The following is a 26625-nucleotide window of genomic DNA, read 5'->3' as shown; positions in this document are numbered from 1 at the left end:
ATGAAGTGACTCCGTGAGTTCTCGCAAGCATGCGCTTTGGACTGAAACGAGGGTGCCAGGTTCATCCGAGATTCATTCGAGGTTCATCCGATGTTGCCCAACGAACTACGAGAGTGCCGAATCGTTTCAGCGCTGTCAATATATTGCAGTGAAACGATTCGGCAATTTACTCTCGCGCAACAACCGTCCGTCAGGTTTGTCTTCCAGTGACGATTGGACCTCATGAAGTGCCGTCATGTCGTGTGACGCTTGGGGACGATCGACCCCAGGCAGCGCAATCGAATTCGAGTGAACTATGGCTTCGTGACGTGCATGACGTGCTTGACCCGCGTGTACTCCGCGAGCGCGAACTCCGACAGGTCCTTCCCGTAACCCGAACCACCGAAGCCGCCGTGCGGCATTTCCGCGGTGAGAGCCCCGTGCACGCCGACCCAGACGCAGCCGAAGTCCAGTTCGGCAGTCATCCTCATCGCAGTGCCGTGATCGGACGTCCACACACTCGACGCGAGAGCGTACTTGGTCCCATTCGCAAGTTCGATCGCCTCGACTTCAGTGGAGAACGACTGCACCGTGACAACGGGCCCGAATATCTCTTCCTGAACCAACTCGTCGTCCTGCCGCACCCCGGAAATGACAGTCGGCAGATAGAAAAAACCAGATCCGGCAGGCTTCCCTCCACCAACACGTACGTTCGCATTTGTGGAACGTCTTTCTACCAACTCTGCCACCCGATCACGATGAGCGCGGCTGACCAGAGGGCCGAGACAATCGCCCGAGTCCGGGCCTCCCAACCTCAAGTCCGCGGCCGCAGCCGTCAACTTTTCGGTGAACTCTTCCGCTACCTCTTGTTGTACGAGAATCCTCGTTGCAGCGGTGCAATCTTGACCGCTGTTGTAAAAGGCGCCGGCAACGATCCCCGCGACTGCTCCGTCCAGGTCCGCATCCGCAAACACGACAGCTGGAGCCTTACCTCCGAGCTCGAGGTGTAAAAGCTTGACGTCTTCGGATGCCGCCTTGGCGACCGAAATACCCGCTCTCGTCGACCCCGTCAGCGCGATCATGCGAGGCGCCGGATGAGCGACAAGCGCGGCTCCGGTATCGCGATCGCCACACACCACATTGAGCACTCCAGGCGGATAGATCTGCGCAGCAAGAACTCCCAGCATTACTGCAGTTTCCGGAGTCTCTTCAGCCGGTTTGAGCACGAGGGTGTTTCCCGTCGCGAGTGCCGGCGCGATCTTCCAGACCGCCATCATCAGCGGATAATTCCACGGTGCGATTGCACCGACTACACCGATCGGCTCACGCCTGACATACGAGGTGGCGCCCTCGGTGTATTCCATTGCGGCAGTACCCGGCAATGAGCGAGCGATACCAGCGAAGTACCGCAGAAAATCGACACACTGCGGGATCTCGTCGTCTCGCACCTGCCTGAGAGGCTTTCCGGTACTGCGGCATTCAACCTCGAGGAAGTACTTCGCATTCGATTCCAGAGCGTCCGCCAGTGCCAGTAGCAACTCTTGACGCCGCGCAGGCGTTGATCGACGCCACTTCCTCGAAGCGATCTCCGAAGACAGACATGCTCGATCAACGTCTTCCGCAGAACCAACGGCCGCACGCGCATAGACTTCGCCGTTCGCAGGATTGACCAGTTGGGACAGATTTCCAAGTGATGTCTCACAGACACCGTCGATGACGTGGCCGAAGACTTCGACGCCCATGGTCGAGGCAACACTCACGAGCATGATCCCGGCAATGCGATGAAGTACTTCTTGGATGGTTCCACGGTTTCCCAGATCCCACGAAATGATTTCGGAACGAAAAATGCATCACCGGAGGTGAATTCGCGACGGTTTCCATCGAGGTCGATCAGCGCCACCCGGCCGCTGATCATGACACAGACCTCGTCGTACGGGTAGGGATCACACACGAGCGTCCCCGGTTCGCCTTCCCAACCACCGCCGAAGTATTCACCGTTCGGAGCTCCGAACGACCTCCATTCGGATTCCGACCAGGTTGGGCTCGCATCGTCACCCCACTCCGGGACAAAACGCGTCCCCTGTCCTGGCCCGAATGTTCGAATGTCGTTGACACTTATGTCATTTTTCCTTCGTGTCGGAGCTCGAAATTTGCGCAGCAAAGAGATTCAGTACGTTCGCAGTTATTCGTTCGGTAAAGGGATCGTGATGGATGAGTCCGTTCACCCACTCGGTGGAGCCGGCGTTGAACACGGTCCCAAGACCTCGCTTGTGACAGGCGACCATTCCCGATCCGTATTCGAGATCACGAAGATGCTCGGGGGGATCACTGCCGTAAAAGCATTCGAGGATTCCCTGCACCTCGGCAAAGGGCGCACCGATCGGAACCGTCCCGTTCCACTTGTCCCGTGAACCCGACACCGCCGGTGCCATCGCGATGATCTCCAGATCCTCGGGAGCACCATCGACTCCGGTCGCATACGGCTGGCCCTTCCGGAACGTGAAATCCACGCCGTCCATCTCGAAGCCGGCGACGCAGATCGGCGCGCTTCCGAAATTGTCTCCGTAGTACAGATCGGTCCCGTTCAACGCCCAATGATCAGGCCGATACACCGTGAACCCGCCCGAAGACCTGGGAGTTGTTGCACCGTAACGGTTGTACACTCCCGCCATTCCGGTCAAACCCATCGTCCACGCACCCGGCCGTCCAACCTCGGGTGAATCCCACGCCGTGGTCACCCGTGTCGGATCAACGTCACGCATCGGATCTTCGAACGGATTCTTGTAGCAGATTTGCGCATCACCTTCGATGCGCACCTGCCAGAGGAAGTTTCCGCCGAAGCGCGCCAAACTGCCTCCACCGTCGACGAACTCGTCGATACGGTCGCGCATTTCCCAGGACCAGTACTCGTCGTGCCCGACAAGCACCGCGCACGAATACCCCTCCAGCGCTCGAGGATCCTCATGCAGATCGTGCTGAGTGATGTGATGCACGTGGTAGCCCCGCTCTTCGGCCCACACCGTGAACGGTCGCTCGTACGTGGCCCAGAATGCGTCTGCGTGGTGGCGTGAATAGCCGTTGTCCCACGCCCACTCGTACGGCGGATGACGCGGAATCCATCCGATTCCCGGTGTATCAGTGTGAATGTTGCGGGCGGCGCCTGTGGGTTTGCGCAACATTCCTCGCGCGATGGGCCGCTGCGTCGAAGAAAACGGTGTCGGCACGTCGCCGGAACCGTCCGGGACTCCACGATAGTGGTTGGCTCCGCCCCAGTCGTTGTAGGCGAGCATCGTGCTCGTCGTGTGAATGAGAACCATGTCGGCCGGCGCAGCGGTACGCGATCGCACTATGAAAAAGCCTTCACGCTCGACGACGACGCCTTCGTGGCGCATCCGTACGAGAATCAAATACATCCCCGAGGACCAATTCGAGGCAACCGTGAGTGCCAGGGACTCCGACCATCCACACCCGACCGCGTAGGCGTCGTCGGGCGTCGGCTGTTGCTTTCCCGGGAGACCGAGGTACTTGACGATGCTCTGTGGGCGGGCTCCGTCTCGCACGATCTCGAGGTCGTATTCGTCTGCGGTGGTGTGTACTCGAAGAGAGACGGTGTCGCCGGCGAAATACGAGAACTTGTCTGCGTACACCCAGATCTCCGGCTCTCCCGGATTCAATCCCGGCCGTTCGACCAATCCGCCGGGGACCGACCATGCGTATTCACTCATGCCGAAACCACTTCGATCGAGTGGCTGCGAAGCCACAGGCTCCGAAGGACCCCCACTACGAATGCAATAACCAGCGGTACCACGAACAACAGATTTTGAGCAGTGGTCAGGCCCGTCATGGTGCCCATGTTGACTTGCAGAAATCCGAGTGCTACGACGAGTGCAACGGTCGCGAGCGAAGGTGCAATCAGCCTCTGCCACAATCCTTCTCCTCTAGCTCCTTGCGAAAAGAATCGGACCACTGCAACCGAGGTAAGAATCTGCAGAGCAAGCACCGCAATGATGGTCGGGGTGTTCGTCCACAAGACAACCTGCGTGTACGGATCTGCTGGGGTCAACGCAAATCCTGCGATCGCGAGAAAGGTCAACGCGCCCTGCGTAATTCCGGCGACGCTGGGGGTACCGGTCGATGCCGACACCTTCGCCAACACCGTCGGCAAGATCCTGGTTCGCCCCATCGCAAGTAGATAGCGACTACACGCGTTGTGCAGAGCCAGGCACCCCGCGAAGAAACTCGTGACGATGAGCAGGTGCATGACGTCGGTCATCATCTCGCCCGCAAATTCACTGTTGAGGTCGAAGATGAGCTCGGACGGATCGCCGCCGAGGAAGTCGACCATGCGACTCGGTCCGACGGCTTGCACGATCACCCAGGCACAGAAGGAATAGACGACCGCCAGGACGGTGACTGCCGTGTACGTCGCCCGAGAAACGGTGCGCCGGGGGTCGACCACCTCTTCGCTGTAAATCGCCGTTTGCTCGAAGCCGACAAAGGACGTGAAGGTCAACACGAAGACGCTGGCCAAGCTGGCCGTCAGGAAGGTCGAGGGCGAAAAACTGTCCAGCGACAGTCCTTCATGCCCGCCTTTGACCAGGACCGCGACACAGAAAACTGCGAGCACGCCGAGTTCTAGAGCCATCAACACCGCGAGCACCTTGGCACCGATGTCCACCCGGTTGTATCCCACGACCGTAACCAGAACGGCAACTGTCAGCGCGCATGCATAAATCGGAACCGAGATACCGAAAAGACTGTCGAGAGTGGACGACGTGAAGATGCCGCACGCGACGACAAATCCGATCTGACCGCCGAGATAGCCGACGTAGGCCACCACCGAAGATCCGGCGCCGACGATGGTGCCGAGCCCCTCCGTGATGTAGGCGTAGAAGGCGCCCGCACCTCGGATATGCCTGCTCATCGCCGTGAATCCGACCGCAAACAGCAGATAGACGATTCCCGGAACGATGTAACCGACAGGAAGTGCAGCGCCCGCGGTCATCAGTCCGAGGGGCGCAAATCCCACCAGAATGGTCAGCGGTGCCGCGGCGGCGATGACAAAGAAGACCAGATGTCTGCTGTTGATCGTCCCCCTACGAAGCCCCGGAGTAGGTCCGGGCGGATGCGGGTCGGGAGCTGTGCCCACCCTTCGCGGGTCGGTGTTGTCGGTCATGGAGTGACTCCGTGCGTTATCGCAATTATGCGCTTGGACTGGAACGAGTACGACATGTGTCTCCAGGAAATTCATTCGGCGTTCGACTGGCGTTCCATGAGCGTGCCGAATCGTTTCAGCACTGTCAATAGCTGCGATGAAACGATTCGGCACTAGTCCTTTTTTAGACAACCGTCCACCAATTGCAGCAGCGCCCGATGCTCGGGCGTTACTCTTGAGTAGAAACCGACCAGCAAAGGAAGCGACCCGATGATCACGCCGAACGCCCCGACGCTTCGTGACGTCGCGACTGCCGCCGGTGTCGCCGTGTCGACCGTTTCCTACGCACTCAACGGCAAGGGCAGAGTCGACTCCGCAACTCGCGCACGCGTCCAAGAAGTCGCCGACCGCTTGGGGTACCGGGCCAATCGCTCGGCACAGAATCTTCGGACAGGCAGAACTGCCACCCTCGGACTGATGCTCCCGGCCCCGGAAGAGATGTCATCGGCTGAGTACCTCAACTTCGACTGGTACGGACGTGTGGCAACCGCCGCCACCCAGGCCGCATTCCAGGCTGATCATTCACTCCTACTGCTTCCGTCGATGAAAGATCCGAACGGACTACGTCGCATCGAGATGGACGGAGTTATCGTTGTCGACCCCGCCGCCCACGACCCTCGTGTCGATGTCCTGCGGAGGATCGGAATCCCCTCTGCTGCAGTGGGTCCGGGACGAGCCGAACAATTCGGATGCTTCATCTCGCCGGATCTCGTCTCGACTACCGAAACGCTCCTGAATCACCTCGCCGACCAGGGCGCGACAGACATCCTCATCCTCACCCCCGGACTGCATTCGGAGTGGACGCGCGCCACGACCAAGGCGTACATCGAGTGGTGCCGCGCCCGCGGGGTGACGCCTCGAATCAGCGACGATCTGGCGCCGTCCTCTGGCGCTGATACCGTCGACCTGCTCGTTGCCGCAGCCTATACATCGACCCACAAGGCACTCACGTCCGAGAATCCTCCCGACGCGATACTGTCGTTGATCCTCGGTTGCGCTCCCGCCGCCGTTCGGGCAGCGCGCGATCTCGGCTTGTCAATTCCAGAAGACGTCTTGATCGCACAGGACAGCGACGAACCTGCTCTGTTGATTTCAGATCCCCCGATCACTGCAATCGATTTCTTCCCCGAGGAACAAGCGAGATTGGCAGTGGATGCACTACTCGCCTTGATCGACGGAGACGGACGCCCAGCTCAGATACATACTCGGAGCGAACTACGTGTGCGGGCAAGCACGGCACTTACGCTCACACCATAAATTCACTCGGCACCGATAGACTGATTTCCGAATTATCGTCCGTCACACGCCGAGAGGAATCAGGTCATCGCGCACCGCTCCCGCGACCGCTTGGCCGGGTACCTCGCCGTAGCGCTCGTCTGTGTTCTCACTCTCCTCCTGTCTGTCAGCAGTGCAGCGGGTCTCGATCGTGAAGTGGCTCCCGTACGCATCGCATACGCCGCGGCCGCAGACACGTTCGGCGATCTGTATCTTCCAACCGGATCCGACGGCGACCTGCCGGTCGTTGTCCTCATCCACGGCGGCGGCTGGGCTCAGAAAAGCAATCTCGAGTACGCGGGTGCGTGGGCAAAAACCTTGACCCCGTACGGAATTGCGGTCTGGAACCTCGAATACAGGCGTGTAGGTGGTCAGGGCGGTTGGCCGACCACGCTCTCCGATACGGTTGCGGCTACCAACGCCCTGGCCGGCGTCGTTCAGGAAAGAGCTTCCGGGCGACTGGATTTGAGCCGTGTACACATCGCCGGCTACTCCGCGGGTGGACAGCTAGCCGCCTGGGTCGCGTCGCGATCACAGCAGAGTGCAGACGCTCCGGAACCGGACCTCACCGTGCCCGTTCGCTCGGCAACGATCATGGCCGGCGTCTTCGACATGACGCTCGCCGCAACCGCTGGCAAAGATCGATTTGTTCGAAATCTTCTGGGCGGCATGCCCGTCGACCATCCGGACCGTTACCGCATCGCATCACCGATCGAACACCTCCCCACCGGCATCCCTGTCACGGCGATCCACGGACTCGGCGACAAGGTCGTCTCGATCGAACAGAGCCGACGCTATACCCGTGCCGCCCGAGCAGCAGGCGATGCGGTCGACCTGATCGAACTACCCGGAGTTGGCCACGGCGAATTCGGGAACCCGACCACCAACGCCTGGGCTATCACCAAGCAAGCAATACTCGACCACGTAAATGCCTCTTGAGCAGGTAAAAGCACCCGCTGTGATCACGATCGCCCGATAAAGAATTAGCTGAAACCGCATCGATGACGTACGGTGGGGTTATCAGAGGGCAGCCGTCAGTCAGGCAGCCGGTCGCTTCGCCCGGAACTAAGGTTCCAGTATTCGTTCCAGGGCAGACTTCCAGTTCGGTGCAAATCCGCGCCTTTGATCACTACGCACTTTCATCAGTCCCGCAGATTGTTGACCAGGCCGAAGGCTCCGACGGAGTCCGCCGCCAATCGCGTACCGACTGCACCAGTATCAACATGCGCTACACACTGCACGGGCCTAAAACCCTTGCAGTTCAAAGGAATACCTTGATCAACACCATGATTCACCCCGACAACACGAACAACCAGACGAACAGCAACTCGACAAACGGTCTACGGATCCCGACAACTTCGGGCCGGATCCGCGAGCGCGGGATCGAAATCGTCTGCACCCTCTACCGTTGCAGCTCCGACGAAGCTGCCGACCTGCTGGTCCGACATTCTCAGACCAACAACCTCAAGGTCACCAGCCTGATCAAGGCGCTTGTCGCCCTGATCGACGAGGACACGTCCGGCACCGGCTATGGAAGCGATAACGCACTGGCGTCTCACTTCTGGCTGCGTGAGATCAGGAATCTCAGTCAGGCACACCGACGCAGCGATCACTTTCATCGCCATCTCGTCGGCGCGTAACCGGCCCTGAAGGACAGCTGAACGACAGCTGGGGCAGTACACGGAAATCGTGTACTGCCCCAGCTTTGTGTTTTCAGTTGACAGGAAGCCGACCCTCGGCAGTCAGGCGGAGCCGACCCTCGGCAGTCAGGCGGAAGCCGATTCCTTGTTCAGGCCCTGCGGTGCACCGTCGGTATCGGTCGCCTCGTCCACATGCTGCGGAGCGAAGAGCAGGCAGACGATGCTCAGGATGCACATGCCGATCAGCAGTGCGATGACCGGCCAGATGCTGCCGGTTGCCTTGTACATCAGCGTCGAGACCAGCGGAGACAATCCGCCGAAGATCGCGCCGGCGCCCTGGTACGCCAACGAGATGCTCGTGTAGCGAGCCTGCGGCTTGAACATCTGCGACAGAACAGCGGCGATCGGACCGTACGTGGCAGCCAGCACCAGTCGCATGACGGCGAAGGTCAGGAAGATCAGGAACACGGATCCGGACTTCAGCACCAGGAACTGCGGTGCTGCGAGTATTGCGACCGCGGCAAGACCCCAGATGACGACGCGGACGCGTCCCACCTTGTCGCCGAGCCACGCCACTCCGAGAGTCGCGATCAACTCGACCACTGCCGCGACACTGAGCGCGTTGAGAATCAACGTCTCGGACAACCCGACATCGGGGTCGGTTGCGTACGCCGTGATGAAGGTCGTCACGAGGTAGTAGCCGCCGACTGCGACGGGCAGAATGCCGATGCCCAGGATGATCGGGCGCCAGTTGGTCACCAACGCGTACTTGAGCGGCAGCATTTCCGGTACGTCCGCGGACTTCACCTCGGACTCGAAAACCGGGGACTCTTCGACCTTCAGGCGAACGACCAAGCCGACGAGAATCAACAGCGCCGAGCAGAGGAACGGCAGACGCCACGCCCACTCGCGCAGAGCGTCGTCGCCGAAGGTGGAGAGAATGCTGAAGAAACCGGTGGCTAGAAGCGCGCCGGCGGGGTTGCCCAGCTGGGCGAATCCGCCGTAGAAGGTCTTCTTGTCCTCGGGAGCATGCTCGACGGCCATCAGGACGGCACCGCCCCATTCGCCGCCGACGGCAAAGCCCTGGACGAAGCGAAGAACAACCAGAAGCAACGGCGCCCAGAACCCGATCGACGCGTAGGTGGGCAACATGCCGATGAGGAATGTTCCTGCGCCCATCAGCGTCAAAGTCACGACAAGGGCGGTGCGCCTGCCCATCTTGTCACCGACATGGCCGAACACGATTCCGCCGAGCGGGCGAGCGAAGAAGCCGACGGCGTACGTCGCGAACGCCGCAGCAACACCGGTCAGGCGGTCGGTTCCGGGCGGGAAGAAGATGTCACCGAATACCAGCGCGGCTGCCGTGGCATAGACGTAGAAGTCGTACCACTCGATAGTTGTACCGACGAAGGCTGCAAATCCCGCCTTGCGGGCCTTCACGATCTGTTGCTCTCGGTTCATTACTTTTCCTCGGTGGTCGAAGTGCTCGACAATAGGTGGTTATGACCTGAATGTGCGAGTTCGCCGTCGATCCAGGTCTCCCGGACATCGATCTGCGCAATCGCGTCGGCCGGAACCTCGAGAGGATCCGCGCCCAGAATGACGAAGTCGGCCCGCTTGCCCACCGAGATGCTGCCCAGTTCTGCTTCACGGCCCAGCGCACGCGCACCGTTGAGCGTGTGAGCCTGCAGTGCCTGGTCGGCGGTGATGCGGAGTGCATCCGAGCCGAGCTGATGGCCCTGACGCGTCACACGGGTGACCGCAGCCTGAATCGCTTCGAGCGGCTTGGGCTCGGCGACCGGTGCGTCGGAGCTGATGGTCACGGGAACCTCGGCAGCGATGAACTCGCCGAGCGGGTTGAACCGCTCACCCGGAGTCCCGATCGCAGCGGTGACGCCCTCGCCCCAGTTGTAGTAATGCTGCGGCTGGTTCACCGGGTAGACACCGGCCAGGTTCATCCGGGCGATCTGCTCGGCCGTCGGGAGTCCGCAATGCTCGATGCGGTGACGCGCGTCGGCGTCAGGGTGAGCCTTCTGCGCAGCTTCGATGGCATCGAGCACCATGTCGATGGCCGTCGGCGACTGAGCGTGCGTGGCGGTCTGCAGACCCACCGAGTGTGCCTTGGCAATCAGCTCCGAGTAGTCCGCCGGCTCGTGGTAGAGCTGCCCGGTGCGGCACGGGTCGCCCACGTATCCGTCGGGGAAGTACGCGGTCCAGCCACCGAGAGTGCCGTCGGCGTAGAACTTGATGCCGCCGAACGCGAGCTTGGAATTTCCGAAGGCGCCGTGCATTCCCGTGTCGATGACGTGATCGAGGAGGTGGCTGAGCATGTACATGGAGACGCGGGTCTTGAGCTGATCCTGCTCGGCCAGACGCAGGTACATGTCGAATTCACGACGGGTCACCTGGCAGTCACCGATGGTGGTGACGCCGCCGGCCAGGAACTTGACCTGAGCGACGGACAGCTGGCGAAGGTGCTCTTCGGGCTCGTCCTCGAGATGGAAGTTGGGTCCGTGATGACCGACCTTCACTCCGTTGACGCCGGTGAGAATGTTGCACGCGGCGTCGGACAGCTCGCCCGTGAGCTCGCCGTCCGAATCTCGGAAGAACTCGCCACCGGCCGGGTTCTCGGTGCTCGCATCGATGCCGTGCTTGTCGAAGGTGAAGGAGTTGACGACGCCACCGTGACCGCTCGCGTTCATGAGGTAGACCTCGCGATCGGTGGCGACCTGATCGAGCTCTTCCTTGAGCGGATGACGCCCTTCGATCAGGTTGCGGTGCTCGTAGCCGTATCCGCGAATCGGGACACCCGCAGGTGCTGTGAGTGCCGCTTCCTGAAGCAGCGCAATGATTCCGGGGATCGAGTGAGCCTTCTCCGGACCGCAGTCCACCCAGCTGAGCATCTGCCCGTACATGAGCGGGTGTGCGTGCGGATCGACGAAGCCGGGGACGACGGTGGCACCGTCGAGTTCGACCACCGCGATTGTGCGAGTGCTCAGGCGACGCGCCTCGGTGCGGCATTCCTCGAGTGTTCCCACCGCTGCAAAGCGGTTTCCGAACACCAGGAACGCTTCGGCTCCCGCCGTGCTGTCGTCAACGGTGTGAATCTTGGCGCCGGTGAAGATCGTGGCGGTGGCGTCGAGCGGCGAGGCTTCGTGCGTGTGCAACTTGCGCATGGTGGTCCTTCGTCGAGATGGTGGTGCAGGTCACTGCGTGTTGAGCGAAAACTACGCCCTGACCTGGAGCTATGCAATGCATCAAAGTTTCAGACCAGGCGGTATACAACTTTTTTGTAGTGGTTTTCGAGCATTTCTGCACTTATCCGCATCATTCATGGCCACATGCGACTGTTCTAATAGGAAGCGGGTACAGAAAAATCTCTGGAAAAGTTGGGACATCCATGACCGTCGATCTCGATTCCAAGCTCATTGCCGCACTTCAGCGCAATGGGCGAGCGACATACCGCGAACTGTCCGCGGCGGTCGACGCACCACGCGCAGCGGTGTCCACCAGAGTGCAGGCACTGCTCGACTCGGGAACTGTGTCCGTGGTTGCGGTCGCGCATCCCGAACTTCTCGGATTGAAGGCACTCGCACACGTCTCGATCGCCGTGTCCGGACCGATGACCCCCGTGCTGAACGCGTTGATCGAGTCCGAGGCCGCCGTCTACATCTCGGCAGTCAGCGGGCAGTACAACGTGATTGCGGAACTTCGGGTGCCCGGTCACGACGATCTGTATCGCGCCATCGCCGAACTCCGCTCACAGCGGGGCGTTCGATCCGTGAGCACGCTGGTCTACGTCGACGTCATCAAGGGAATCTTCATGCCCGAGAGCGCTTTACAAGCCGACATCCGACTCGACTCGACGGATGTCGCGTTGATCGAACTACTCGAACACAACGGGCGCATGCCATTTCTCGAGCTCGCCGAACACACCGGTCTGTCGCCGAGTGCCGTACGCAACCGCGTCAATCACCTGATCGCGAGCACGGCACTTCGCGTCGGAGCCGTCGTCAAGCGGCGAGGCGGTGGCCGGACATTGGCGATGGGCATCGGCGTCAACCTGGGCTCACGGGACGACAACGCGGTGTCGGAGATCGAGTCGCTGCCCGGAATCGAATTCCTCGCCCGAACCCTGGGGCGGTACGACGTGATCGCGACCGTTGCCGCCAACTCCTCCAACGACCTTCATGCCCTGTCCGAGCGAATCCGCGGGATCGACGGTGTCAGCGGCTTGGAATCCTGGGCACATCTCGAGGTGTTCAAAGAGCACTACGCCCGCAGCCTGGACGTACGGGGATAGTTCGCAAGTCATTGACCCACTTATGGAAGCACGCTAGCCTCGGACAAGTCATTGACCCACTTACCCAAGGTTGCATACATGTCCGATTCCGGACGCAAGGTAGACACTGTCGCCGCGACGATCGAGGAGGCCATCGCCTCCGGACTATGGCCCGTCGGATCAAAACTCCCACCGGAGACCGCGCTGGTTCAGCAATTGGGAGTCGCCCGAAACACCATGCGCGAGGCGGTACGGGCGCTTGCACATGCCGGAGTTCTGTCCGTTCGCCACGGCGGCGGCGTGTACGTGACGGCAGCGTCGCCGGTCGAAGGACTACTCGGGCGCAGACTCGCCAGAGGCGACGTTCTCGACGTACTGAGCTTGCGACGCGGACTCGAGGTCGAAGCCGCACGGCTCGCAGCGCAGCGCCGCACCCCCGAAGACCTCGCACGGATCCACGCGGCGTGGAACGCACACCCCGATCACGCCGGCAGCTCCGGCACGACCGAAGCCGGTATGGCCCTGCACCTTTCGATCGTTGAGGCGTCACACAATTCCGCCCTCATCGACGTCTATCGGGGAGTCCTCGCCGCCGTATCGGATTCACTGTCCGCTGTGAGCATCGGTCCGGGATTCCACGTCGGCGAGCATCGACCTTTGATCGCAGCTATCGAGGAACGGAACCCCGACGAAGCAGCACGCGCGGCAGGCGCAGCACTCGATACGGTCATCGACGCAATCGAGAGGAGCTTGTCGTGAATCGGGAAAACTGGAACGGTGCAACGTATTCGACTCTTGCCGAACAACTCTCACCTGCATCACTGGAAGCACTGCGCTCGATCGGACACGTGAGCACGGTGTACGACGTCTGCGCCGGAACCGGGAACTTTGCGCTCCCGGCGGCCCAGGGCGGCATGACGGTCCACGCACTCGACCTCTCCGCCAGCCAGCTCGAGGCCGCGCGCGAACGCTGGATTCCTCGCCCCGGCATCACTGAACCCACCTTCACGATCGGCGATGCACAGTCCTTGCCGTGGCCGGATTCGAGCGCCGACGCCTGCGTCAGCATCTTCGGGATCATCTTCTGTCCCGATCCCGCGATCGCTCTCGCAGAAATGATGCGGGTGACCAGGCCAGGCGGAAAGATCTGCGTCGCAACGTGGTCGGAGAACGGGTGGGCAGCAGCACTCCGCAGAGAAGCAGCCTCAGCATGGAAAGGCATCACACCGCTACCGACGACGTGGGCGCGCTCGAGCGAATTCGAGAAGGCAGCAGCTGGATTGGAGTCGGTGAGCTCGTCCTGTCATGTGCTCGAGTGGCAACTACCAGCCGGGTCGGATCCCATAGAGGAACTGTGCGACCAGGCACCGGCATTGAAGAATTTTCGCGAGGCAGTCAGAGAAACAGGAAGCTGGGCTTCGATGTCCGCTCACCTGCGCTCGACGCTTGCGCCCTATCTCAGGTCGAGCGCAACCGGACCCGTCGCCACCAGTGAATACGTCCTGCACGTCGGGACTGTCCCGAACCCTAGGACCGCGCCCCTTCGAACGCGCGGGTAACCCGTGGGGCCGGATACGGTCTCTTCACCGTCCACCGACCCGAAGAGGCCCGCTCGATGTCCGAATCGAACTCCCTGCCCGAACTGAAGCAAGCGTCGCAGCAAGCATCGAAACAAACCTTGTCCATGACCGTCCTCATGACGCCGGACATGTCCAATTTCTCGGGCAACGTTCACGGCGGAACGATTCTGAAGTTCCTCGACCAGGTTGCCTACGCGTGCGCGAGTCGATACGCCCAGACGTACGTCGTGACACTGTCCGTGGATCGTGTGGTGTTTCGCGAGCCGGTGCACGTCGGTGAACTTGTCACCTTCACCGCTTCCGTCAATTACACCGGGCGCACGTCGATGGAAATCGGAATACGCGTCGAAACCGAAGACATTCTTCTCGAAAAATCTCGACATACCAACAGTTGTTACTTCACGATGGTGGCAATGGGCAGCGACGGAAAACCCGCTGAGGTACCCCAACTCCGACCGACCGGAACAATCGCGCGGCAACGGTTCGAGGCCGGGCGTCGGCGCCGTGAGCTGCGAAGGGAGAACGAACTGCGGGAACAGTCCATCCGGGCCGCAGTTCGGGACCTAACGCCCGAACACGATGACTGAATATTGCAAGTATTTAAGTTATAATCTTATGCATTAAACTGACCGGTGTGACTTCGAAAGCGCAAGACAAATATGACGTCGTGATTGTCGGCGCAAGCATTGCTGGATGCGCCGCCGCAATCATGTACGCCCAGCAAGGTCTGCGAATAGCGCTTCTCGACGCCCGCTCCGACGCCCGAGCCCACAAGGTCCTGTGCACTCACCATCTACAACCGTGCGGCGCCCCGATCCTGCAAAGGCTCGGCGCCACGGAAAAACTGCTCGCCCTGGGAATGGTGCAAACCGTTCCGAAGTTCTGGACTCCGTGGGGATGGATCACCCCTGACGCCACCGACGCCTCGTCGCCACCGGGATTCAATGTCCGAAGGGAGACGCTCGACCCGCTCCTGCGGCAACTCGCGAACGACTACCCGAACGTCGACCTTCTTCTCGGACATCGCGTTTCCGGGCTGCTGACCAAGAACGGCACCACGGCCGGCGTGTACGGAACCGCACAGGGCTCGGCCTTCACTCTCGAAGCGAACTTGACCGTCGGAGCGGACGGCAAGGATTCGACAGTCGCACGATCCGCGCGATGCGACTCGGAGACCGTGACAAACGGTCGCTTCAGCTACTTCGCCCAACTCTCCGGACTCGAACGACTCGACGGAGAATCTTCACTGTCGTGGTTCATGGATCCCGACGTCGCCTATCTGCTCCCCAACGACGGCGGGATCAGCGTGCTGGTCGTCTTCCCCGCCCTCGACAAACTCGATTCGTTCACTGACGACCTGTCTACCGCTTTCCTCGAATACGCCAACGCTTTACCCGGCGCTCCGCCGATTCGCCGCGAGCACATCGTCGGGAAGATCGTTGGTACCAAACACTTCTCCACAACCCTCACCGAACCGGTAGGTAACGGGTTCGCACTCATCGGCGACGCCGCGGCGACAAACGACCCGTTGTGGGGCATCGGATGCTCGTGGGCACTCGAGACCGCGCAGATGCTGGTCGACGCCACCGCGCAAGTACTGGTGGAGACGACGGCACACACACTCGATTCACATCGCAACATGAATGCTGCACTGACCGAATACCGCAGTGCCAGAGCGAGTATGACGAGTCACATCGACTATATGAGTGGTTACGCCGGTGGGCGAAAGTTCACCGTATTCGAACGTCTGCTCATCTCCGCGGCCACCCATGACCAAGGCGAAGCCCAAAGGTTCTACTTGTTCGGTTCCCGGTTGATACCTGCCGAGCAGTATCTCTCGGCTCGCTCGGTCGTTCGGGCAGCACAAAAACATCTCAGGCACCGTCTGCGTCGTGGATCTGTGGCCGGGACGTAATCTGCCAAGCGTTTTTTCGGCACCGGCAATGGGGAACCCTCCGATCGCAACCGAGCCGGAGGAGCGACCATGCGTGCACACATCGCCATTCCGAGTGAATCGACTTGTCACAGGTACGTAGTCGCTGTCGCCAGCTCCACCTTCGCCGAATCGGTGATCTGGTGCGACGGTCCCGCGTTCGACGCGGTGATCGTGCTGGGTAGCGAAATTCCGCAACACAGCGGCCACCGAGCGGTGCTCGCCTGGAATCACTACTTCGGGTGGGCTCTCGGTGTGGAAACCACACCGGATACGTCGTTCGCCGTTGTCGAATGCCTCGGTATCGGGAGAATGCCGGATCCGGAACTGTGCGCCGACCGCGCCGTCGAGTTGATTGCACAGGCGGGTAGTTAAGGAACTCGTCGCGCGGCGCTCAGTCCAGCGGGCATAAGATCGAGCGCGAGTTTCGCACGCCCGACGAAAGAGAGCCCGACATGGACCCGCTGAGCAGGCCTGCCGGTCAGTTGGCTCTCGAGAACGAACCGGACGGCAGGGCGACTTTGCGGGCGCGTCAGACACCCCGCAGCGAGCGTCGCAAGATCGGGAAAGGCCTGCGCAAGCGAGTGGCACGATCGTCGCTCGGCGATTGGGCGCCACCACTCAACCGACGTGACCCGGTCGATCAGGTCAACACAGCACACGAGGGAAGACTCGACTGGTTGGTTCCGATCCGTGTGGGACGCATGGTCGCTTCGCCCTACGGATTCCTGCGTGGTACTGCCGGATTGATGGCCGAGGACATGGCGCACCTCCCGTCCACCGGCATCACACCCGTCATCTGCGGAGATGCACACGTCGGAAACTTCGGGTTCTACGGATCCCCGGAACGCGAACTTGTCATAGACCTCAACGATTTCGACGAAGCACATCCAGGCCCATGGGAATGGGATTTGAGAAGGCTGGCCGCGAGCATCTGGGTGGCCGGTCGGCAGAACGGCCTCACCGAAGCTCAGTGCGAGACAGCAACAACCTCGTGTGTGTCCGCGTATCGCCTCCACCTGGCAAAGCTGTCCGAGCGTCCACTGTTCGATCGTTCATTCGACCGGGTCGATCTAGACGGACTCACCGATCACGTCACCGATCCCGGATTGCTGGCCGAGATCCGCCGCGCCGCGGAGCGGGCACGACGGCGCACGAGCGATCACGCGGTTCCCCGGTTCACCGTCGAGGACCACGGCCGACGCCAGCTACTCGAGAACCCGCCGCTCACAACACGACTCACCCCACAGGACACCGACTTCCTCCTGGAGGGTCTCGACGAGTATCTCGAAACCCTTGCACCACACTGGCGTCGAGTGGTCTCGGGTTACAACGTCATCGACGTGGCGCACCGAGTCGTCGGAGTCGGAAGCGTCGCCCTGCGAGCCTATGTCGCTCTGTGCGAAGGGAGCATCCCGGACGACGTCATCTTCTTGCAGCTCAAACAGGCTCGCAGATCCGTAGTTGCACCCTTCGTCCACGGCGACTCGGCCTGGCACGACCACCAAGGACGACGCGTCGCGGAATACCAGCAAGCACTCCAGACGGTCAGCGATCCACTGCTCGGTTGGTGCACCGTCGACGACCGCCAGTACTACGTCCGTCAGTTCCGGAACATGAAAGGTTCTGTGGACCTGAACAATATCGACGCAGCAGCGTTGACCGACTATGTCGCGATCTGCGGTCGCCTCCTGGCGAAGGGACACGCCCGAACCAGTGGCGCGTCACTGATTTCCGGTTACCTGGGAACCTCGGACGCGGTCGATACCGCCCTCACCCGGTTTGCTCGGCTTTACGCCGATCAGACCGAACGTGACCACGACGCCCTGTGTCGGGCGGTATCAGCGGGCACGATCGCCGCGGAGCCGGGAATCTGATCCCTCACGCCGCGACGATCCTGCCCTGCTCGAATTTCACTCCACCCCAGATTCCGGTCTGGCCAGTGGCAGAGGCGAATTCACGACATGAATCCGCAATCGGGCACCTGCTGCACACGTCGGTCGCGTAGGAATACCCCTCGGACGGAAAAGGGAACCAGCGGTCCGGCTCGGGGTCCCCTCTGCATTCCGCCTGCCACCAAACCCGGTCGTCCGAAATCGGCAGAAGCTCAGCCAGATTCGAGATCTCGTCTGCGTACATCACTTGCTCCCTTCGGCCGTCACGTCCGACTCAATTCACGCCAGATCTTCTGCTGCACTTTCTCGATGCGCCGAGGTGCCTTTGGTTCCCACAGCAGCCGCATACCGGCCTCAGCCGGTGTGCGATCCGCCTTGCGCTGATTACAGGAACTGCAGCACGCCACCAGATTTCCCCACGTGTTCGGGCCGTTACGGCTTCGAGGCTGGACGTGGTCGATGGTTGTCGCCCGGGCGGCGCAGTACGCACATTGACGACCGTCCCGGTCGAAAACACCGGCAAAAGTGGCCCGACTGGAATCGGTGACCGTCACCCGGTGAGCAACGTACACGTACTCGGCGAGCAGAATCGTCCGAGGCAGTGGGATCTCGATGTGCTTGGAGCGCACCGGAAATACCGGGATCACGTCTTCGGTGGACTGCGCGGAGCCGGTGGCGATCAGGACGACCGCCCGATCGGCGCTCACTTCACCGAGGTACTCGTACGTGGCGTTGAGTACGTGGACGGACCGGTTCATCCAACTGTGAGAGGCGGCGGCGGGTGCGCGGTTCGGGTTCCGCATGAGAGTTCTCAGTTCGTGTCGAGGAGTGAAACTCCTGGACACGAAGGCGGGTCAGGAGCAAGTGCAAGAATTGGGGAACGGCATGTATTCAGCGCCACTCTGTTCCCCGAATGCGGGATGGGAAATGCCGCGGGGTGAGTGCCCGCGCAGGTGCAACGCTTGCTTCCAGTCGCGCATGCCTGTCCCCTTCCACTTCTTGTTCTCTTCACCGGCGATTGCCGGCGCCCATCATCACACGGAAGGCATCCTCAGCGATATCGATTTATCAGTCCGAAAGAGCCGTCCTGGAAATACCGCGGTTTGACGCCGGAACACGCGGCTTGATCGAATGAGCCATGACTTCGTCGTACATCGACCTTCGCTCGGACACCGTCACCAAGCCTGACGCGGAGATGCGCAAGGCAATGGCCGACGCAGAGGTCGGTGACGACGTCCTCGATCACGACCCGACCATGGCGGCGCTCGAGGAAGAAGTGGCGCACACTCTGGGGTTCACAGCCGCACTGTGGGTGCCGAGCGGATCGATGGGCAACCTGATCGCGCTGATGCTGCACCTTCGCCGCGGCGATCAGTTCCTGGCACCGGAGCACTCTCACGTCCTGGGTTCCGAATTGGGCACCGCCGCCTGGCTCGCCCAGGGAATGCCGATGGCCTTGCCGCACGACGGCGGACCCGGGCGTCCCAGCCCCGAGACCGTCGTGAAGGCGGCAGGCTCCCCCGGCCCGTATTTCACGTTGAACACCACGCTGCTCTGTCTCGAAAACACTCACAACTTCGCCGGCGGTGCCGTCATGAATCCGACCGAGTGGACGACACTGGTCGACGCCGCGCGATCACGTGGCTTGAAGATTCACCTCGACGGCGCCCGTCTCTGGAATGCCGCTGCTGCACTAGCTGTTTCGCCCACCGAACTGACTTCCGGCGCTGATACCGTTCAGGTATGCCTGAGCAAGGGACTCGGTGCGCCGGTCGGCTCGATACTCGCCGCATCACCCGAATTGATCACAGAAGCCCGAAGGATCCGCAAGATGCTCGGCGGCGGTGTTCGCCAGGGCGGAGTGCTGGCCGCAGCCGGCATCGTCGCGCTGCGCTCACAAGCTCGCCTCTCCGACGATCACGACAACGCGCAGCGCCTCGCATCGGGGCTTCGTGAACGCGGTTGGGCTGTCGACGAACCCGCCACCAACATCGTTCTCGCCGCAACACCCGATCCGTCGGCCACCGTTGCACAGCTCGCCGCTGTCGACGTCGGCGCGGTCACTGTTGCCGGGAAGGTTCGGTTCGTGACACATCGCGACGTGAGCACTGCCGACATCGACGCGGTTTTGTCCAGAGTAACCTTCTGAGCTACGTCACCAGGGGTTGAACCTCCTGCGCGACAAAGCGAATGAACTCGCGGACATCCGGCTCGTCAACAGTCGGTTGGAGTACCACGGTGGTAGCACCTGCTGCCGCCCATCGCCGTGCTGCTGCCGCGACTTCGGACGCGGTGCCCGCGGCAATCGCATCCTCCGGCGACTCGCTACCGGTCGCTGCGGCCTCGGCAAGGGCGCGCTCACGACCGCCGGAACCGAAAGCACAGATGACATAAACGACAACCTCGTGATCCGACGCCCCGATGTGAGCGATCGCCCGACGCACGCCGTCCGGGGTCGTCCCACCCGAGAGCACAGTGCCCTGCGCCAACTCGCCACTGAGCGCCAAAGTCTTTGGCCCCGTCGCACCGACGAGCAACTGCGGCACCTTCTCCGGTGGCCACGCCAGCGTGACGTCCGTGAGATTCACGTATCGACCGGACACCGTCACCGACTCACCGCGCAGTAGCCGCTCGACTGCTCCGAACTGCTCCCGCAGGAGAGTCAACGGCGATTCGGCCTTGGCCCCGATCTGCCGCATCCAACTCTGAACGCCGTGACCGAAGCCAACCCGCAGTCGATCCGGATGAACTCTTGCGAGCGCCGAAATCTCCATCGCCGTGATCGCGGTGTTGCGCATCGGGGTCGGCAGCACGCCGATCGCCACTCCCAGGCGCTCACTTGCAGCCAATACAGCTGCAGCAGTGGCTATTCCTCCGCCGAAGAAGCAGTCCTCCCACAGCCAGACCTCACCGATACCACTCTCGTCGGCATACCTCGCATGGCTGACAAGGTCCTCCGGGGGCTGTTCCGGGCGCAGGACGACAGCAATCCGTGCGGTACTCATGCCGTCACCAGAAAAGCGGCGATCTCGTCGGCTGTTCGCCGGCCCTGTTCACGGCCGAGTTCAGCTGCCGGGCGCCTGGTTGTCGGCGAGAGCGAGTTCGTTCCGATCGCTTCCACGACGGCGTCGTCGGCGAAGATCGGCAGTACGCGCGCGGGCGCCAACACATCGATTTCCTCTCGTAGACTGCCGCCCAGCAGATTCGGGGCAGGGTCTGCCGCGGGTGAAAGAACCACGACTACATCGCAGTCCGCAGCCAGAAGAACATTCGAGCCACTGGCCATTCCGCCGTCCATGTACCGGTGACCGTCGATCGTGACTACCGGCCACACCCCGGGGACAGCGCAACTCGCTCCGACTGCGTCGATCAGGTCGACGCCGGAGGCATTGCCGAACACCCTCAACTCACCGGTCTCCGCGTTGATCGCCGGGATGCGCAACTCCCGGTCGGGCCACAACCGATTCGGCAGCCGCGCCTCGATGACCGCACGACGCACGGCGGGTTCGACGGTGTCGGCTCCCATCGCTGCCTCGCCGAGCAAACGGAGCTGCTCGGCCCGGTCCTGCGATCCTGCGATCGCGTCCACGAACATCTGACCGAGTACCTCGACATCGACCTTCGGATCGATTTCGCCGGTCGCGTCCGCTGTCTGTGCGTCGAAAAGTTCTTGCAGTGTTGCACCGCCCGCAATCTGAGCGCTCACCGTGGAACCTGCGGACGTGCCGATCAACACGTCCGCAGTCAGCAGCGATGCTGCAGTGTCAGGCGATTTGTCCTGAACGCCCAACAGAAAACCGGTTTCCCAGGCGATTCCCGCAACGCCGCCGCCGGCAAGTACCAACCCCAATTTCACGCCGTCCACCTCTCGTCGATCGTGATCCGTGCCCGATGTCGACGTTAGACCTACTCTGAAGTGATGTTCATGCGCAGCGCAAAGACATTTGTTCCCGACGCACTCCGCGGGTTGATCGCATCCACCGACGACATCGCCTGGAATCCCGACCCTGGATATCTCACACGCGCGAGGCCGCTTCCTCGCGGACGGGTCGCACTCGTCTCCGGCGGCGGCTCCGGTCACGAACCCTGCACGCCGGATTCATCGGCGAAGGAATGCTCACGGCCGTCTGCCCGGGATTGGTCTTCAGCTCACCCAATGCACTTCAGATCCACGAGGGATCCAAGGCTGCCGACGCCGGCGGCGGCGTCCTTCACATCGTGAAGAACTACACCGGCGACGTGATGAACTTCGGTATCGCCCGAGAGTTGCTACGCGAGGACAAGATCGATACGGACGTCGTCCTGGTCGACGACGACGTCGCGACCGAACGCGCAGACGGCAGCGGCCCGGGTCGACGTGGTACTGCGGCAACCATCGTGGTGGAGAAGGTCTGCGGCGCATCCGCCGCCCGCGGCGACGACCTGGCCGAGGTGACCCGGATCGGACAACACGTCGCGCACTCCGCTCGGAGCATGGCCGTCGCTCTTCGCCCGTGCACTTTGCCGGGGGCTGACGAGCCGTCGTTCGACTTGCCGGCGGGTCAGATGGAACTCGGTATCGGCATCCACGGCGAACGCGGCACAGAACGCGTGGACGCCCTGCCCGCACCGGAATTGGTGCGGCGGCTGACGGGCCCGATCATCAAGTCCCTGAGTCTCGCCGAAGGTGACCGCGTCATCGCCGTCGTCAACGGTCTCGGCGCCACCCACCCGCTGGAGTTGCAACTACTGTTCGCCGAACTCGGAGATTATCTGGACGAACAGGGAATTCACATCGATCGGATATTGATCGGAACTTTTGTCACTGCATTGAACATGGCAGGCGCGTCCATCACTCTTGTTCGCACAGACAAAGAAATCCTCGAATTATGGGATGCACCAACAAAAGCGCCCACCTGGCCGAATGCTATGGCGCGTGAGTACACCGGCATGGGCAAGCGCGAATCTTTCGGTCCCACATTCACACCCGACATCTCACGCACTGCCGAAAGCAGCTTCGTCGGCGGCTGGATTGCGGACTGGGCCGAGAAGGTACTGGAGCAGGAACCGGCCCTCACCGATCTCGACAGACGAGCGGGTGACGGTGATTTCGGGACCAACATGGTGGCCGCGCTGGATCAGCTCGACATCTCGTCGATCCGTGACACCTATTCCACTGCAACGATATTCGACGCGGTCTCGCAGGCCTACCTCGGCCACGCCGGCGGTACCTCCGGCGCTTTGTTCGGCATCTGGTTCAGGCATTTCTTCCGCGTTGCCGCAGACTCGGCGGACTCCGAACTCGACCTCGGGGCGATCGCGGCTGCAGCGCGGGCGGGGCTCGACAACATCACCTCGCTCGGCGGCGCACGCGTCGGCGACAAGACGATGGTCGACGCGATAGTTCCGGCGGTCGAGTCGTTGGAGCAATCCGTGATCTCGGACGCCGATCGGGAGGCTGCGCTGGCGAGCGCAGCGGAAGCCGCAGCGGCCGGGGCGGAGTCGACCGAAACCATGCTCGCAAACCGCGGACGTGCAAGTTATGTGGGAGAAGCCGCTCGCGGAGTGGTCGATCCGGGAGCGCAACTCATAGCGTGGTTCTTCGCTTGTGCAGTGGGGCACTAGCGAGCACTTCTGTGCTGTGACTAATCTGGCAGCCACAGCACATCGTTTGTGACGGCCCGTGGGCAAAAGCACCGGTCTCACACACCACACAGGAGCAGCCCATGCTGAGCACCATGCAAGACGCCCCCCTCTCCATTGCGCAACTTCTCCGCCACGGCGCCTCCGTTCACGGCGCCTCCGAGGTTGTCACGTGGACTGAGTCCGGCCCGCGCCGTGTGTCCTACGCTGACGTCGGCAAGCGTTGTGCACAGCTTGCGCACGCCCTGCGCGGGCTCGGCGTCGAGGGCGACGAGCGAGTCGCCACGTTCATGTGGAACAACTCCGAGCATCTCGAGGCGTACCTGGCGATCCCCTCGATGGGCGCTGTGCTCCACACGCTGAACATTCGTCTGTTCCCCGAGCAGTTGATCCACGTCGCCAATCACGCCGAGGACCGCGTGATCATCGTCGACCCGTCCCTGATTCCGCTTCTCTCTCCGCAGCTTCCGTCGCTGACGACCGTCAAGCACATCATCGTCACCGGCACCTCCACTGCGGGACTCGAAGCTCCCGAGGGCGTGCAGGTTCACACCTACGAGGGCTTGATCGCCGATCAGCCCACCGAATTCGACTGGCCCGAGGTCGACGAACTCAGCGCTGCCGCAATGTGTTACACATCCGGCACCACGGGTGATCCCAAGGGCGTCGTCTACTCCCACCGTTCGATCTACCTGCACTCCATGCAGGTCTGCATGAGCGACGGCCCCAACCTCGCCCAGGGCGATCGTGCGCTTGCCGTGGTGCCTCAGTTCCACGCCATGTCGTGGGGACTTCCCTACGCCGCGTTCATGATCGGCGCCTCGCTGATCATGCCCGACCGCTTCCTCCAGCCTGCCCCGTTGGCTGCGATCATCGCCAGCGAGCAGCCGACGTTCGCCGCAGCCGTACCCACCATCTGGCAGGGCCTGCACCTCTACCTCGAGCAGAACCCTCAGGACATCTCCTCGATGCGTGAGGTTCTGATCGGCGGCTCCGCGGTACCGCCCGCCCTCATGCACGCATTCGAGGCCGATCACAACGTCTCCGTCCTGCACGCCTGGGGCATGACCGAAACCTCCCCGCTCGGATCCGTTGCCCGCCCGCCGGCCGGTGTCACCGGCGACGCGATGTGGAAGTACCGCTACTCGCAGGGTCGATTCCCGGCATCTGTCGAGGCGCGTCTCATCGACGACGACGGCAAAGTTGTTGCACACGACGGAGTTTCCGTAGGCGAACTCGAAGTGCGCGGCCCTTGGATCACCGGGTCGTACTACGGCGTCGACGCGGAAGACAAGTTCAACGACGGCTGGCTCAAGACCGGCGACGTCGGATCCATCACGTCCGACGGCTTCCTGAGCCTGTCCGACCGCTCCAAGGACATCATCAAGTCCGGCGGCGAATGGATCTCCTCGGTCGACCTCGAGAACGCCGTCATGGGCCACCCCGACGTCACCGAAGCTGCCGTCATCGGCGTGCCGGACGAGAAGTGGGACGAGCGCCCGTTGGTTGCGGTTGTTCTTCGCGCTGGTTCCGAAACCACCATGTCCGAACTGCAACAGTATCTTTCGGACAAGGTTGCCAAGTGGCAGCTGCCCGAGAACTGGGCTGTGGTCCAGGAAGTCCCGAAGACGAGCGTCGGCAAGTTCGACAAGAAGCGCTTGCGGGCCGACTACCACGAGGGTGGACTCGAAGTCACGCGACTCTGACACGTATCAAATTCTGAAGGCGGGCAACAGGTTTTCGACCTGTTGCCCGCCTTCGTTTACGGACGAGACACCTTACGGTCGATACCCGACCGTATGAAAAGCGATGTCGACGTACTTCTGCGCCAATTGCGACGGTGACATCGGACCGCCGGTCTGGAACCAACGCGGCAGTGACTGTGCCATTCCGAGTATTGCCCGGACGGTCTCCTCGGTATCGGTGACCGCGAAATCTCCTGATGCCACACCGTCGTCGACGATCCTGCGCATCAGCAACTCGAGCCGTTTACGGCTGGCGGCGTATCGGCTTCGGCTTTCCGGTGAGACATGCCGGATCTCGGTGTCCAACGCTGCATGCCGCGACCGGTGGGTCATGTAGAGAACAATCGCCTCCACCACCAAGGCAAAGCGTCGTACCGGATTCTCACCGGCCTCCGCTTCTGCCGCTTCGGTTCTGGTATTCAGTTCGCTCATCGAGATCTCGAACAAAGCGACCAGGACCGCCTCTTTGTTCGCGTGGTGATAGTAGAGCGCGGGAACGGTTACCCCGACGCGGTTGGCGATCTGTCGCACCGTCGTACCGTGGTAACCGTTCTCGTCGAACAGCTCGAGCGAAGCCGTCAGGATGTCGGTCATCACCAGCGGCGGGAAGGACCTCCAGTCCACTGCCACCGAATTCACCGACTCCACCTCACCAGTCATGTGATGCCCGAAATTAACGCGGTGCCATACGGATTGCACCGTCGAGGCGGATCGTCTCACCGTTGAGCATGGGGTTGGAAACGATGTGTGCAGCAAGCGCGCCGTACTCGCTGGGATCGCCCAGGCGTGAGGGGTGGGGCACCTGCTGACCCAACGATGCCTGGGCTGCTTCGGGCAGTCCGGCCAGCAACGGGGTCTTGAACAGACCGGGCGCAATGGTGTTGACGCGGATCAGCAGCGACACGAGGTCGCGGGCGATGGGGAGCGTCATACCGACGACGCCGCCCTTCGACGCGGAGTACGCAGCCTGCCCGATCTGGCCGTCGTAGGCTGCAACCGAGGCGGTGTTGATGATGACGCCACGTTCACCGTCGATGGGTTCGGTCTTCGAAATACGTTCCGCAGCAAGACGAAGGACGTTGAAGGTGCCGATCAGGTTGACGTCGATGACCTTCTTGAAAGCGTCGAGCGGGAAGGCCCCCTTCTTGCTGACCGTCTTGACTGCGTTGCCGATTCCGGCGCAGTTGACTGCCACGCGCAGGGGTCCGAGGGACTCGGCCACGTCGAGTGCAGCGGTGACCGCGGCCTCGTCGGTGACATCTGCGGCCGCGAAGCGGACCCGGTCGCCGAGTTCCTTGGCGATGGCTTCACCGTTCGACGACGGCAGGTCGATGATGACGACGCTGGCGCCGTCGGCAAGAAGGGCTTTGGTGGTGGCCAGGCCGAGGCCGGATGCTCCACCGGTGACGACGGCGACGCTGTCGTTGACGATCATGAGAGTTCCTTTCGAAAGGTTATG

At 61.8% G+C, this 26625-nt stretch carries 24 protein-coding genes and 1 pseudogene; 13 read left to right on the top strand and 12 right to left on the bottom strand.

All coding sequences use genetic code 11. From position 1 onward, the window contains the following. Positions 1–293: 293 nt before the first annotated feature. Genes ACFWEM_RS01970 through ACFWEM_RS01955 form a run of 4 tightly spaced genes read right to left on the bottom strand, consistent with a single transcriptional unit; the run spans position 294 to position 5155 of the window. Positions 294–1721 (bottom strand): aminobutyraldehyde dehydrogenase, encoded by a 1428-nt coding sequence (locus ACFWEM_RS01970; RefSeq protein ID WP_378532706.1) that lies wholly within the window; start codon positions 1719–1721, stop codon positions 294–296. 14 nt (positions 1722–1735) lie between these two features. Then, positions 1736–2140: a cupin domain-containing protein gene (locus ACFWEM_RS01965; protein WP_378530665.1), complete on the bottom strand. Its 405-nt coding sequence runs from the start codon at positions 2138–2140 to the stop codon at positions 1736–1738. Further along, the gene (locus ACFWEM_RS01960; protein WP_378530662.1) at positions 2100–3704 is read right to left on the bottom strand and encodes a N,N-dimethylformamidase beta subunit family domain-containing protein; all 1605 of its coding nucleotides are present in this window, start codon (positions 3702–3704) and stop codon (positions 2100–2102) included. Before ACFWEM_RS01960 ends, ACFWEM_RS01965 begins: the two co-directional genes overlap by 41 nt. Further along, positions 3701–5155, bottom strand: coding sequence for an APC family permease (locus tag ACFWEM_RS01955; RefSeq protein WP_378530660.1), 1455 nt, complete (start codon positions 5153–5155; stop codon positions 3701–3703). Before ACFWEM_RS01955 ends, ACFWEM_RS01960 begins: the two co-directional genes overlap by 4 nt. 249 nt (positions 5156–5404) lie before the next feature. Between ACFWEM_RS01955 and ACFWEM_RS01950 the strand changes: the two genes are divergently transcribed. The 3 genes from ACFWEM_RS01950 (at position 5405) to ACFWEM_RS01940 (ending at position 8109) form a co-directional block, all read left to right on the top strand. Further along, complete coding sequence (locus tag ACFWEM_RS01950; RefSeq protein WP_378530658.1) at positions 5405–6451, top strand: LacI family DNA-binding transcriptional regulator; 1047 nt, start codon at positions 5405–5407, stop codon at positions 6449–6451. 90 nt (positions 6452–6541) lie between these two features. After that, positions 6542–7408 (top strand): alpha/beta hydrolase family protein, encoded by an 867-nt coding sequence (locus ACFWEM_RS01945; protein WP_378530656.1) that lies wholly within the window; start codon positions 6542–6544, stop codon positions 7406–7408. A 62-nt stretch (positions 7409–7470) separates the two neighbouring features. Beyond that, positions 7471–8109, top strand: a complete 639-nt coding sequence (locus ACFWEM_RS01940; RefSeq protein ID WP_378530654.1) for a hypothetical protein — start codon at positions 7471–7473, stop codon at positions 8107–8109. Positions 8110–8235: 126 nt separating this feature from the next. On the opposite strand, the gene ACFWEM_RS01935 is transcribed toward ACFWEM_RS01940, so the two are convergent. Then, entirely contained in the window at positions 8236–9570 is a 1335-nt protein-coding gene (locus ACFWEM_RS01935) for an MFS transporter (RefSeq protein ID WP_378530652.1), read from the bottom strand. Beyond that, positions 9570–11285, bottom strand: a complete 1716-nt coding sequence (locus tag ACFWEM_RS01930; protein WP_378530651.1) for an amidohydrolase — start codon at positions 11283–11285, stop codon at positions 9570–9572. Before ACFWEM_RS01930 ends, ACFWEM_RS01935 begins: the two co-directional genes overlap by 1 nt. A 224-nt stretch (positions 11286–11509) precedes the next feature. Between ACFWEM_RS01930 and ACFWEM_RS01925 the strand changes: the two genes are divergently transcribed. The 7 genes from ACFWEM_RS01925 to ACFWEM_RS01895 all read left to right on the top strand — a co-directional run bounded on the left by ACFWEM_RS01925 (position 11510) and on the right by ACFWEM_RS01895 (position 17781). After that, the gene (locus ACFWEM_RS01925; protein ID WP_378530649.1) at positions 11510–12412 is read left to right on the top strand and encodes an Lrp/AsnC family transcriptional regulator; all 903 of its coding nucleotides are present in this window, start codon (positions 11510–11512) and stop codon (positions 12410–12412) included. A gap of 78 nt (positions 12413–12490) precedes the next feature. Further along, positions 12491–13150 carry a FadR/GntR family transcriptional regulator gene (locus ACFWEM_RS01920; protein ID WP_378530647.1) on the top strand — a complete coding sequence of 220 codons (660 nt, stop codon included), beginning with the start codon at positions 12491–12493 and terminating at the stop codon, positions 13148–13150. Further along, the gene (locus ACFWEM_RS01915; RefSeq protein ID WP_378530645.1) at positions 13147–13950 is read left to right on the top strand and encodes a class I SAM-dependent methyltransferase; all 804 of its coding nucleotides are present in this window, start codon (positions 13147–13149) and stop codon (positions 13948–13950) included. The genes ACFWEM_RS01920 and ACFWEM_RS01915 overlap by 4 nt, the downstream gene beginning before the upstream one ends. Before the next feature lie 125 nt (positions 13951–14075). Then, positions 14076–14558 carry an acyl-CoA thioesterase gene (locus tag ACFWEM_RS01910; protein WP_378532704.1) on the top strand — a complete coding sequence of 161 codons (483 nt, stop codon included), beginning with the start codon at positions 14076–14078 and terminating at the stop codon, positions 14556–14558. Between the two features lie 47 nt (positions 14559–14605). Then, entirely contained in the window at positions 14606–15886 is a 1281-nt protein-coding gene (locus tag ACFWEM_RS01905) for an NAD(P)/FAD-dependent oxidoreductase (protein ID WP_378530643.1), read from the top strand. A gap of 69 nt (positions 15887–15955) precedes the next feature. Further along, on the top strand, positions 15956–16279 hold the full coding sequence (locus ACFWEM_RS01900; RefSeq protein WP_283306201.1) for a DUF6292 family protein: 324 nt from the start codon (positions 15956–15958) through the stop codon (positions 16277–16279). 80 nt (positions 16280–16359) lie between these two features. Continuing rightward, positions 16360–17781, top strand: coding sequence for a DUF2252 domain-containing protein (locus ACFWEM_RS01895; RefSeq protein ID WP_378530642.1), 1422 nt, complete (start codon positions 16360–16362; stop codon positions 17779–17781). 4 nt (positions 17782–17785) lie between these two features. On the opposite strand, the gene ACFWEM_RS01890 is transcribed toward ACFWEM_RS01895, so the two are convergent. Together ACFWEM_RS01890 and ACFWEM_RS01885 are read right to left on the bottom strand one after the other, a co-directional pair. Continuing rightward, positions 17786–18043 carry a WhiB family transcriptional regulator gene (locus ACFWEM_RS01890; protein WP_378530640.1) on the bottom strand — a complete coding sequence of 86 codons (258 nt, stop codon included), beginning with the start codon at positions 18041–18043 and terminating at the stop codon, positions 17786–17788. 19 nt (positions 18044–18062) lie between these two features. Next, on the bottom strand, positions 18063–18602 hold the full coding sequence (locus ACFWEM_RS01885; RefSeq protein ID WP_378530638.1) for an HNH endonuclease: 540 nt from the start codon (positions 18600–18602) through the stop codon (positions 18063–18065). A gap of 335 nt (positions 18603–18937) precedes the next feature. On the opposite strand from ACFWEM_RS01885, the gene ACFWEM_RS01880 reads away from it, so the two are divergent. Further along, positions 18938–19948, top strand: a complete 1011-nt coding sequence (locus ACFWEM_RS01880; RefSeq protein WP_378530636.1) for a threonine aldolase family protein — start codon at positions 18938–18940, stop codon at positions 19946–19948. Between the two features lies 1 nt (position 19949). Here the strand turns inward: ACFWEM_RS01880 and ACFWEM_RS01875 are convergent, their stop codons facing one another. Further along, the gene (locus ACFWEM_RS01875; protein WP_378530634.1) at positions 19950–20804 is read right to left on the bottom strand and encodes an LLM class flavin-dependent oxidoreductase; all 855 of its coding nucleotides are present in this window, start codon (positions 20802–20804) and stop codon (positions 19950–19952) included. Then, positions 20801–21664: a patatin-like phospholipase family protein gene (locus ACFWEM_RS01870; RefSeq protein WP_378530632.1), complete on the bottom strand. Its 864-nt coding sequence runs from the start codon at positions 21662–21664 to the stop codon at positions 20801–20803. Before ACFWEM_RS01870 ends, ACFWEM_RS01875 begins: the two co-directional genes overlap by 4 nt. Positions 21665–21718: 54 nt before the next feature. Between ACFWEM_RS01870 and ACFWEM_RS01865 the strand changes: the two are divergent. Both ACFWEM_RS01865 and ACFWEM_RS01860 read left to right on the top strand, forming a co-directional pair. Continuing rightward, a pseudogene (locus ACFWEM_RS01865) lies at positions 21719–23403 on the top strand (dihydroxyacetone kinase family protein). Between the two features lie 101 nt (positions 23404–23504). Beyond that, complete coding sequence (locus ACFWEM_RS01860; protein ID WP_378530630.1) at positions 23505–25127, top strand: long-chain fatty acid--CoA ligase; 1623 nt, start codon at positions 23505–23507, stop codon at positions 25125–25127. Between the two features lie 72 nt (positions 25128–25199). Here the strand turns inward: ACFWEM_RS01860 and ACFWEM_RS01855 are convergent, their stop codons facing one another. Next, entirely contained in the window at positions 25200–25826 is a 627-nt protein-coding gene (locus tag ACFWEM_RS01855; RefSeq protein WP_378530628.1) for a TetR/AcrR family transcriptional regulator, read from the bottom strand. A gap of 13 nt (positions 25827–25839) precedes the next feature. Beyond that, complete coding sequence (locus ACFWEM_RS01850) at positions 25840–26601, bottom strand: 3-hydroxyacyl-CoA dehydrogenase (RefSeq protein ID WP_378530626.1); 762 nt, start codon at positions 26599–26601, stop codon at positions 25840–25842. Positions 26602–26625 lie beyond the last annotated feature (24 nt).

Origin of the sequence: Rhodococcus sp. NPDC060176, assembly GCF_042728675.1 — a bacterium.
Lineage (GTDB): Bacteria > Actinomycetota > Actinomycetes > Mycobacteriales > Mycobacteriaceae > Rhodococcus_F.
The sequence above is the reverse complement of the archived record's forward strand: the minus strand, read 5'-3'. Positions and strand labels throughout refer to the sequence as shown.

Excerpts from the sequence above, each read along its gene's own strand:
- ACFWEM_RS01935 (WP_378530652.1), bottom strand. The coding sequence starts at position 9,570 with ATGAACCGAGAGCAACAGATCGTGAAGGCCCGCAAGGCGGGATTTGCA.
- ACFWEM_RS01875 (WP_378530634.1), bottom strand. The coding sequence starts at position 20,804 with ATGAGTACCGCACGGATTGCTGTCGTCCTGCGCCCGGAACAGCCCCCG.
- ACFWEM_RS01890 (WP_378530640.1), bottom strand. The coding sequence starts at position 18,043 with ATGTACGCAGACGAGATCTCGAATCTGGCTGAGCTTCTGCCGATTTCG.
- ACFWEM_RS01960 (WP_378530662.1), bottom strand. The coding sequence starts at position 3,704 with ATGAGTGAATACGCATGGTCGGTCCCCGGCGGATTGGTCGAACGGCCG.
- ACFWEM_RS01900 (WP_283306201.1), top strand. The coding sequence starts at position 15,956 with ATGCGTGCACACATCGCCATTCCGAGTGAATCGACTTGTCACAGGTAC.
- ACFWEM_RS01925 (WP_378530649.1), top strand. The coding sequence starts at position 11,510 with ATGACCGTCGATCTCGATTCCAAGCTCATTGCCGCACTTCAGCGCAAT.
- ACFWEM_RS01930 (WP_378530651.1), bottom strand. The coding sequence starts at position 11,285 with ATGCGCAAGTTGCACACGCACGAAGCCTCGCCGCTCGACGCCACCGCC.
- ACFWEM_RS01885 (WP_378530638.1), bottom strand. The coding sequence starts at position 18,602 with ATGCGGAACCCGAACCGCGCACCCGCCGCCGCCTCTCACAGTTGGATG.
- ACFWEM_RS01860 (WP_378530630.1), top strand. The coding sequence starts at position 23,505 with ATGCTGAGCACCATGCAAGACGCCCCCCTCTCCATTGCGCAACTTCTC.
- ACFWEM_RS01920 (WP_378530647.1), top strand. The coding sequence starts at position 12,491 with ATGTCCGATTCCGGACGCAAGGTAGACACTGTCGCCGCGACGATCGAG.
- ACFWEM_RS01940 (WP_378530654.1), top strand. The coding sequence starts at position 7,471 with ATGACGTACGGTGGGGTTATCAGAGGGCAGCCGTCAGTCAGGCAGCCG.
- ACFWEM_RS01910 (WP_378532704.1), top strand. The coding sequence starts at position 14,076 with ATGACCGTCCTCATGACGCCGGACATGTCCAATTTCTCGGGCAACGTT.
- ACFWEM_RS01880 (WP_378530636.1), top strand. The coding sequence starts at position 18,938 with ATGACTTCGTCGTACATCGACCTTCGCTCGGACACCGTCACCAAGCCT.
- ACFWEM_RS01950 (WP_378530658.1), top strand. The coding sequence starts at position 5,405 with ATGATCACGCCGAACGCCCCGACGCTTCGTGACGTCGCGACTGCCGCC.
- ACFWEM_RS01850 (WP_378530626.1), bottom strand. The coding sequence starts at position 26,601 with ATGATCGTCAACGACAGCGTCGCCGTCGTCACCGGTGGAGCATCCGGC.
- ACFWEM_RS01955 (WP_378530660.1), bottom strand. The coding sequence starts at position 5,155 with ATGACCGACAACACCGACCCGCGAAGGGTGGGCACAGCTCCCGACCCG.
- ACFWEM_RS01895 (WP_378530642.1), top strand. The coding sequence starts at position 16,360 with ATGGACCCGCTGAGCAGGCCTGCCGGTCAGTTGGCTCTCGAGAACGAA.
- ACFWEM_RS01855 (WP_378530628.1), bottom strand. The coding sequence starts at position 25,826 with ATGACTGGTGAGGTGGAGTCGGTGAATTCGGTGGCAGTGGACTGGAGG.
- ACFWEM_RS01970 (WP_378532706.1), bottom strand. The coding sequence starts at position 1,721 with ATGGGCGTCGAAGTCTTCGGCCACGTCATCGACGGTGTCTGTGAGACA.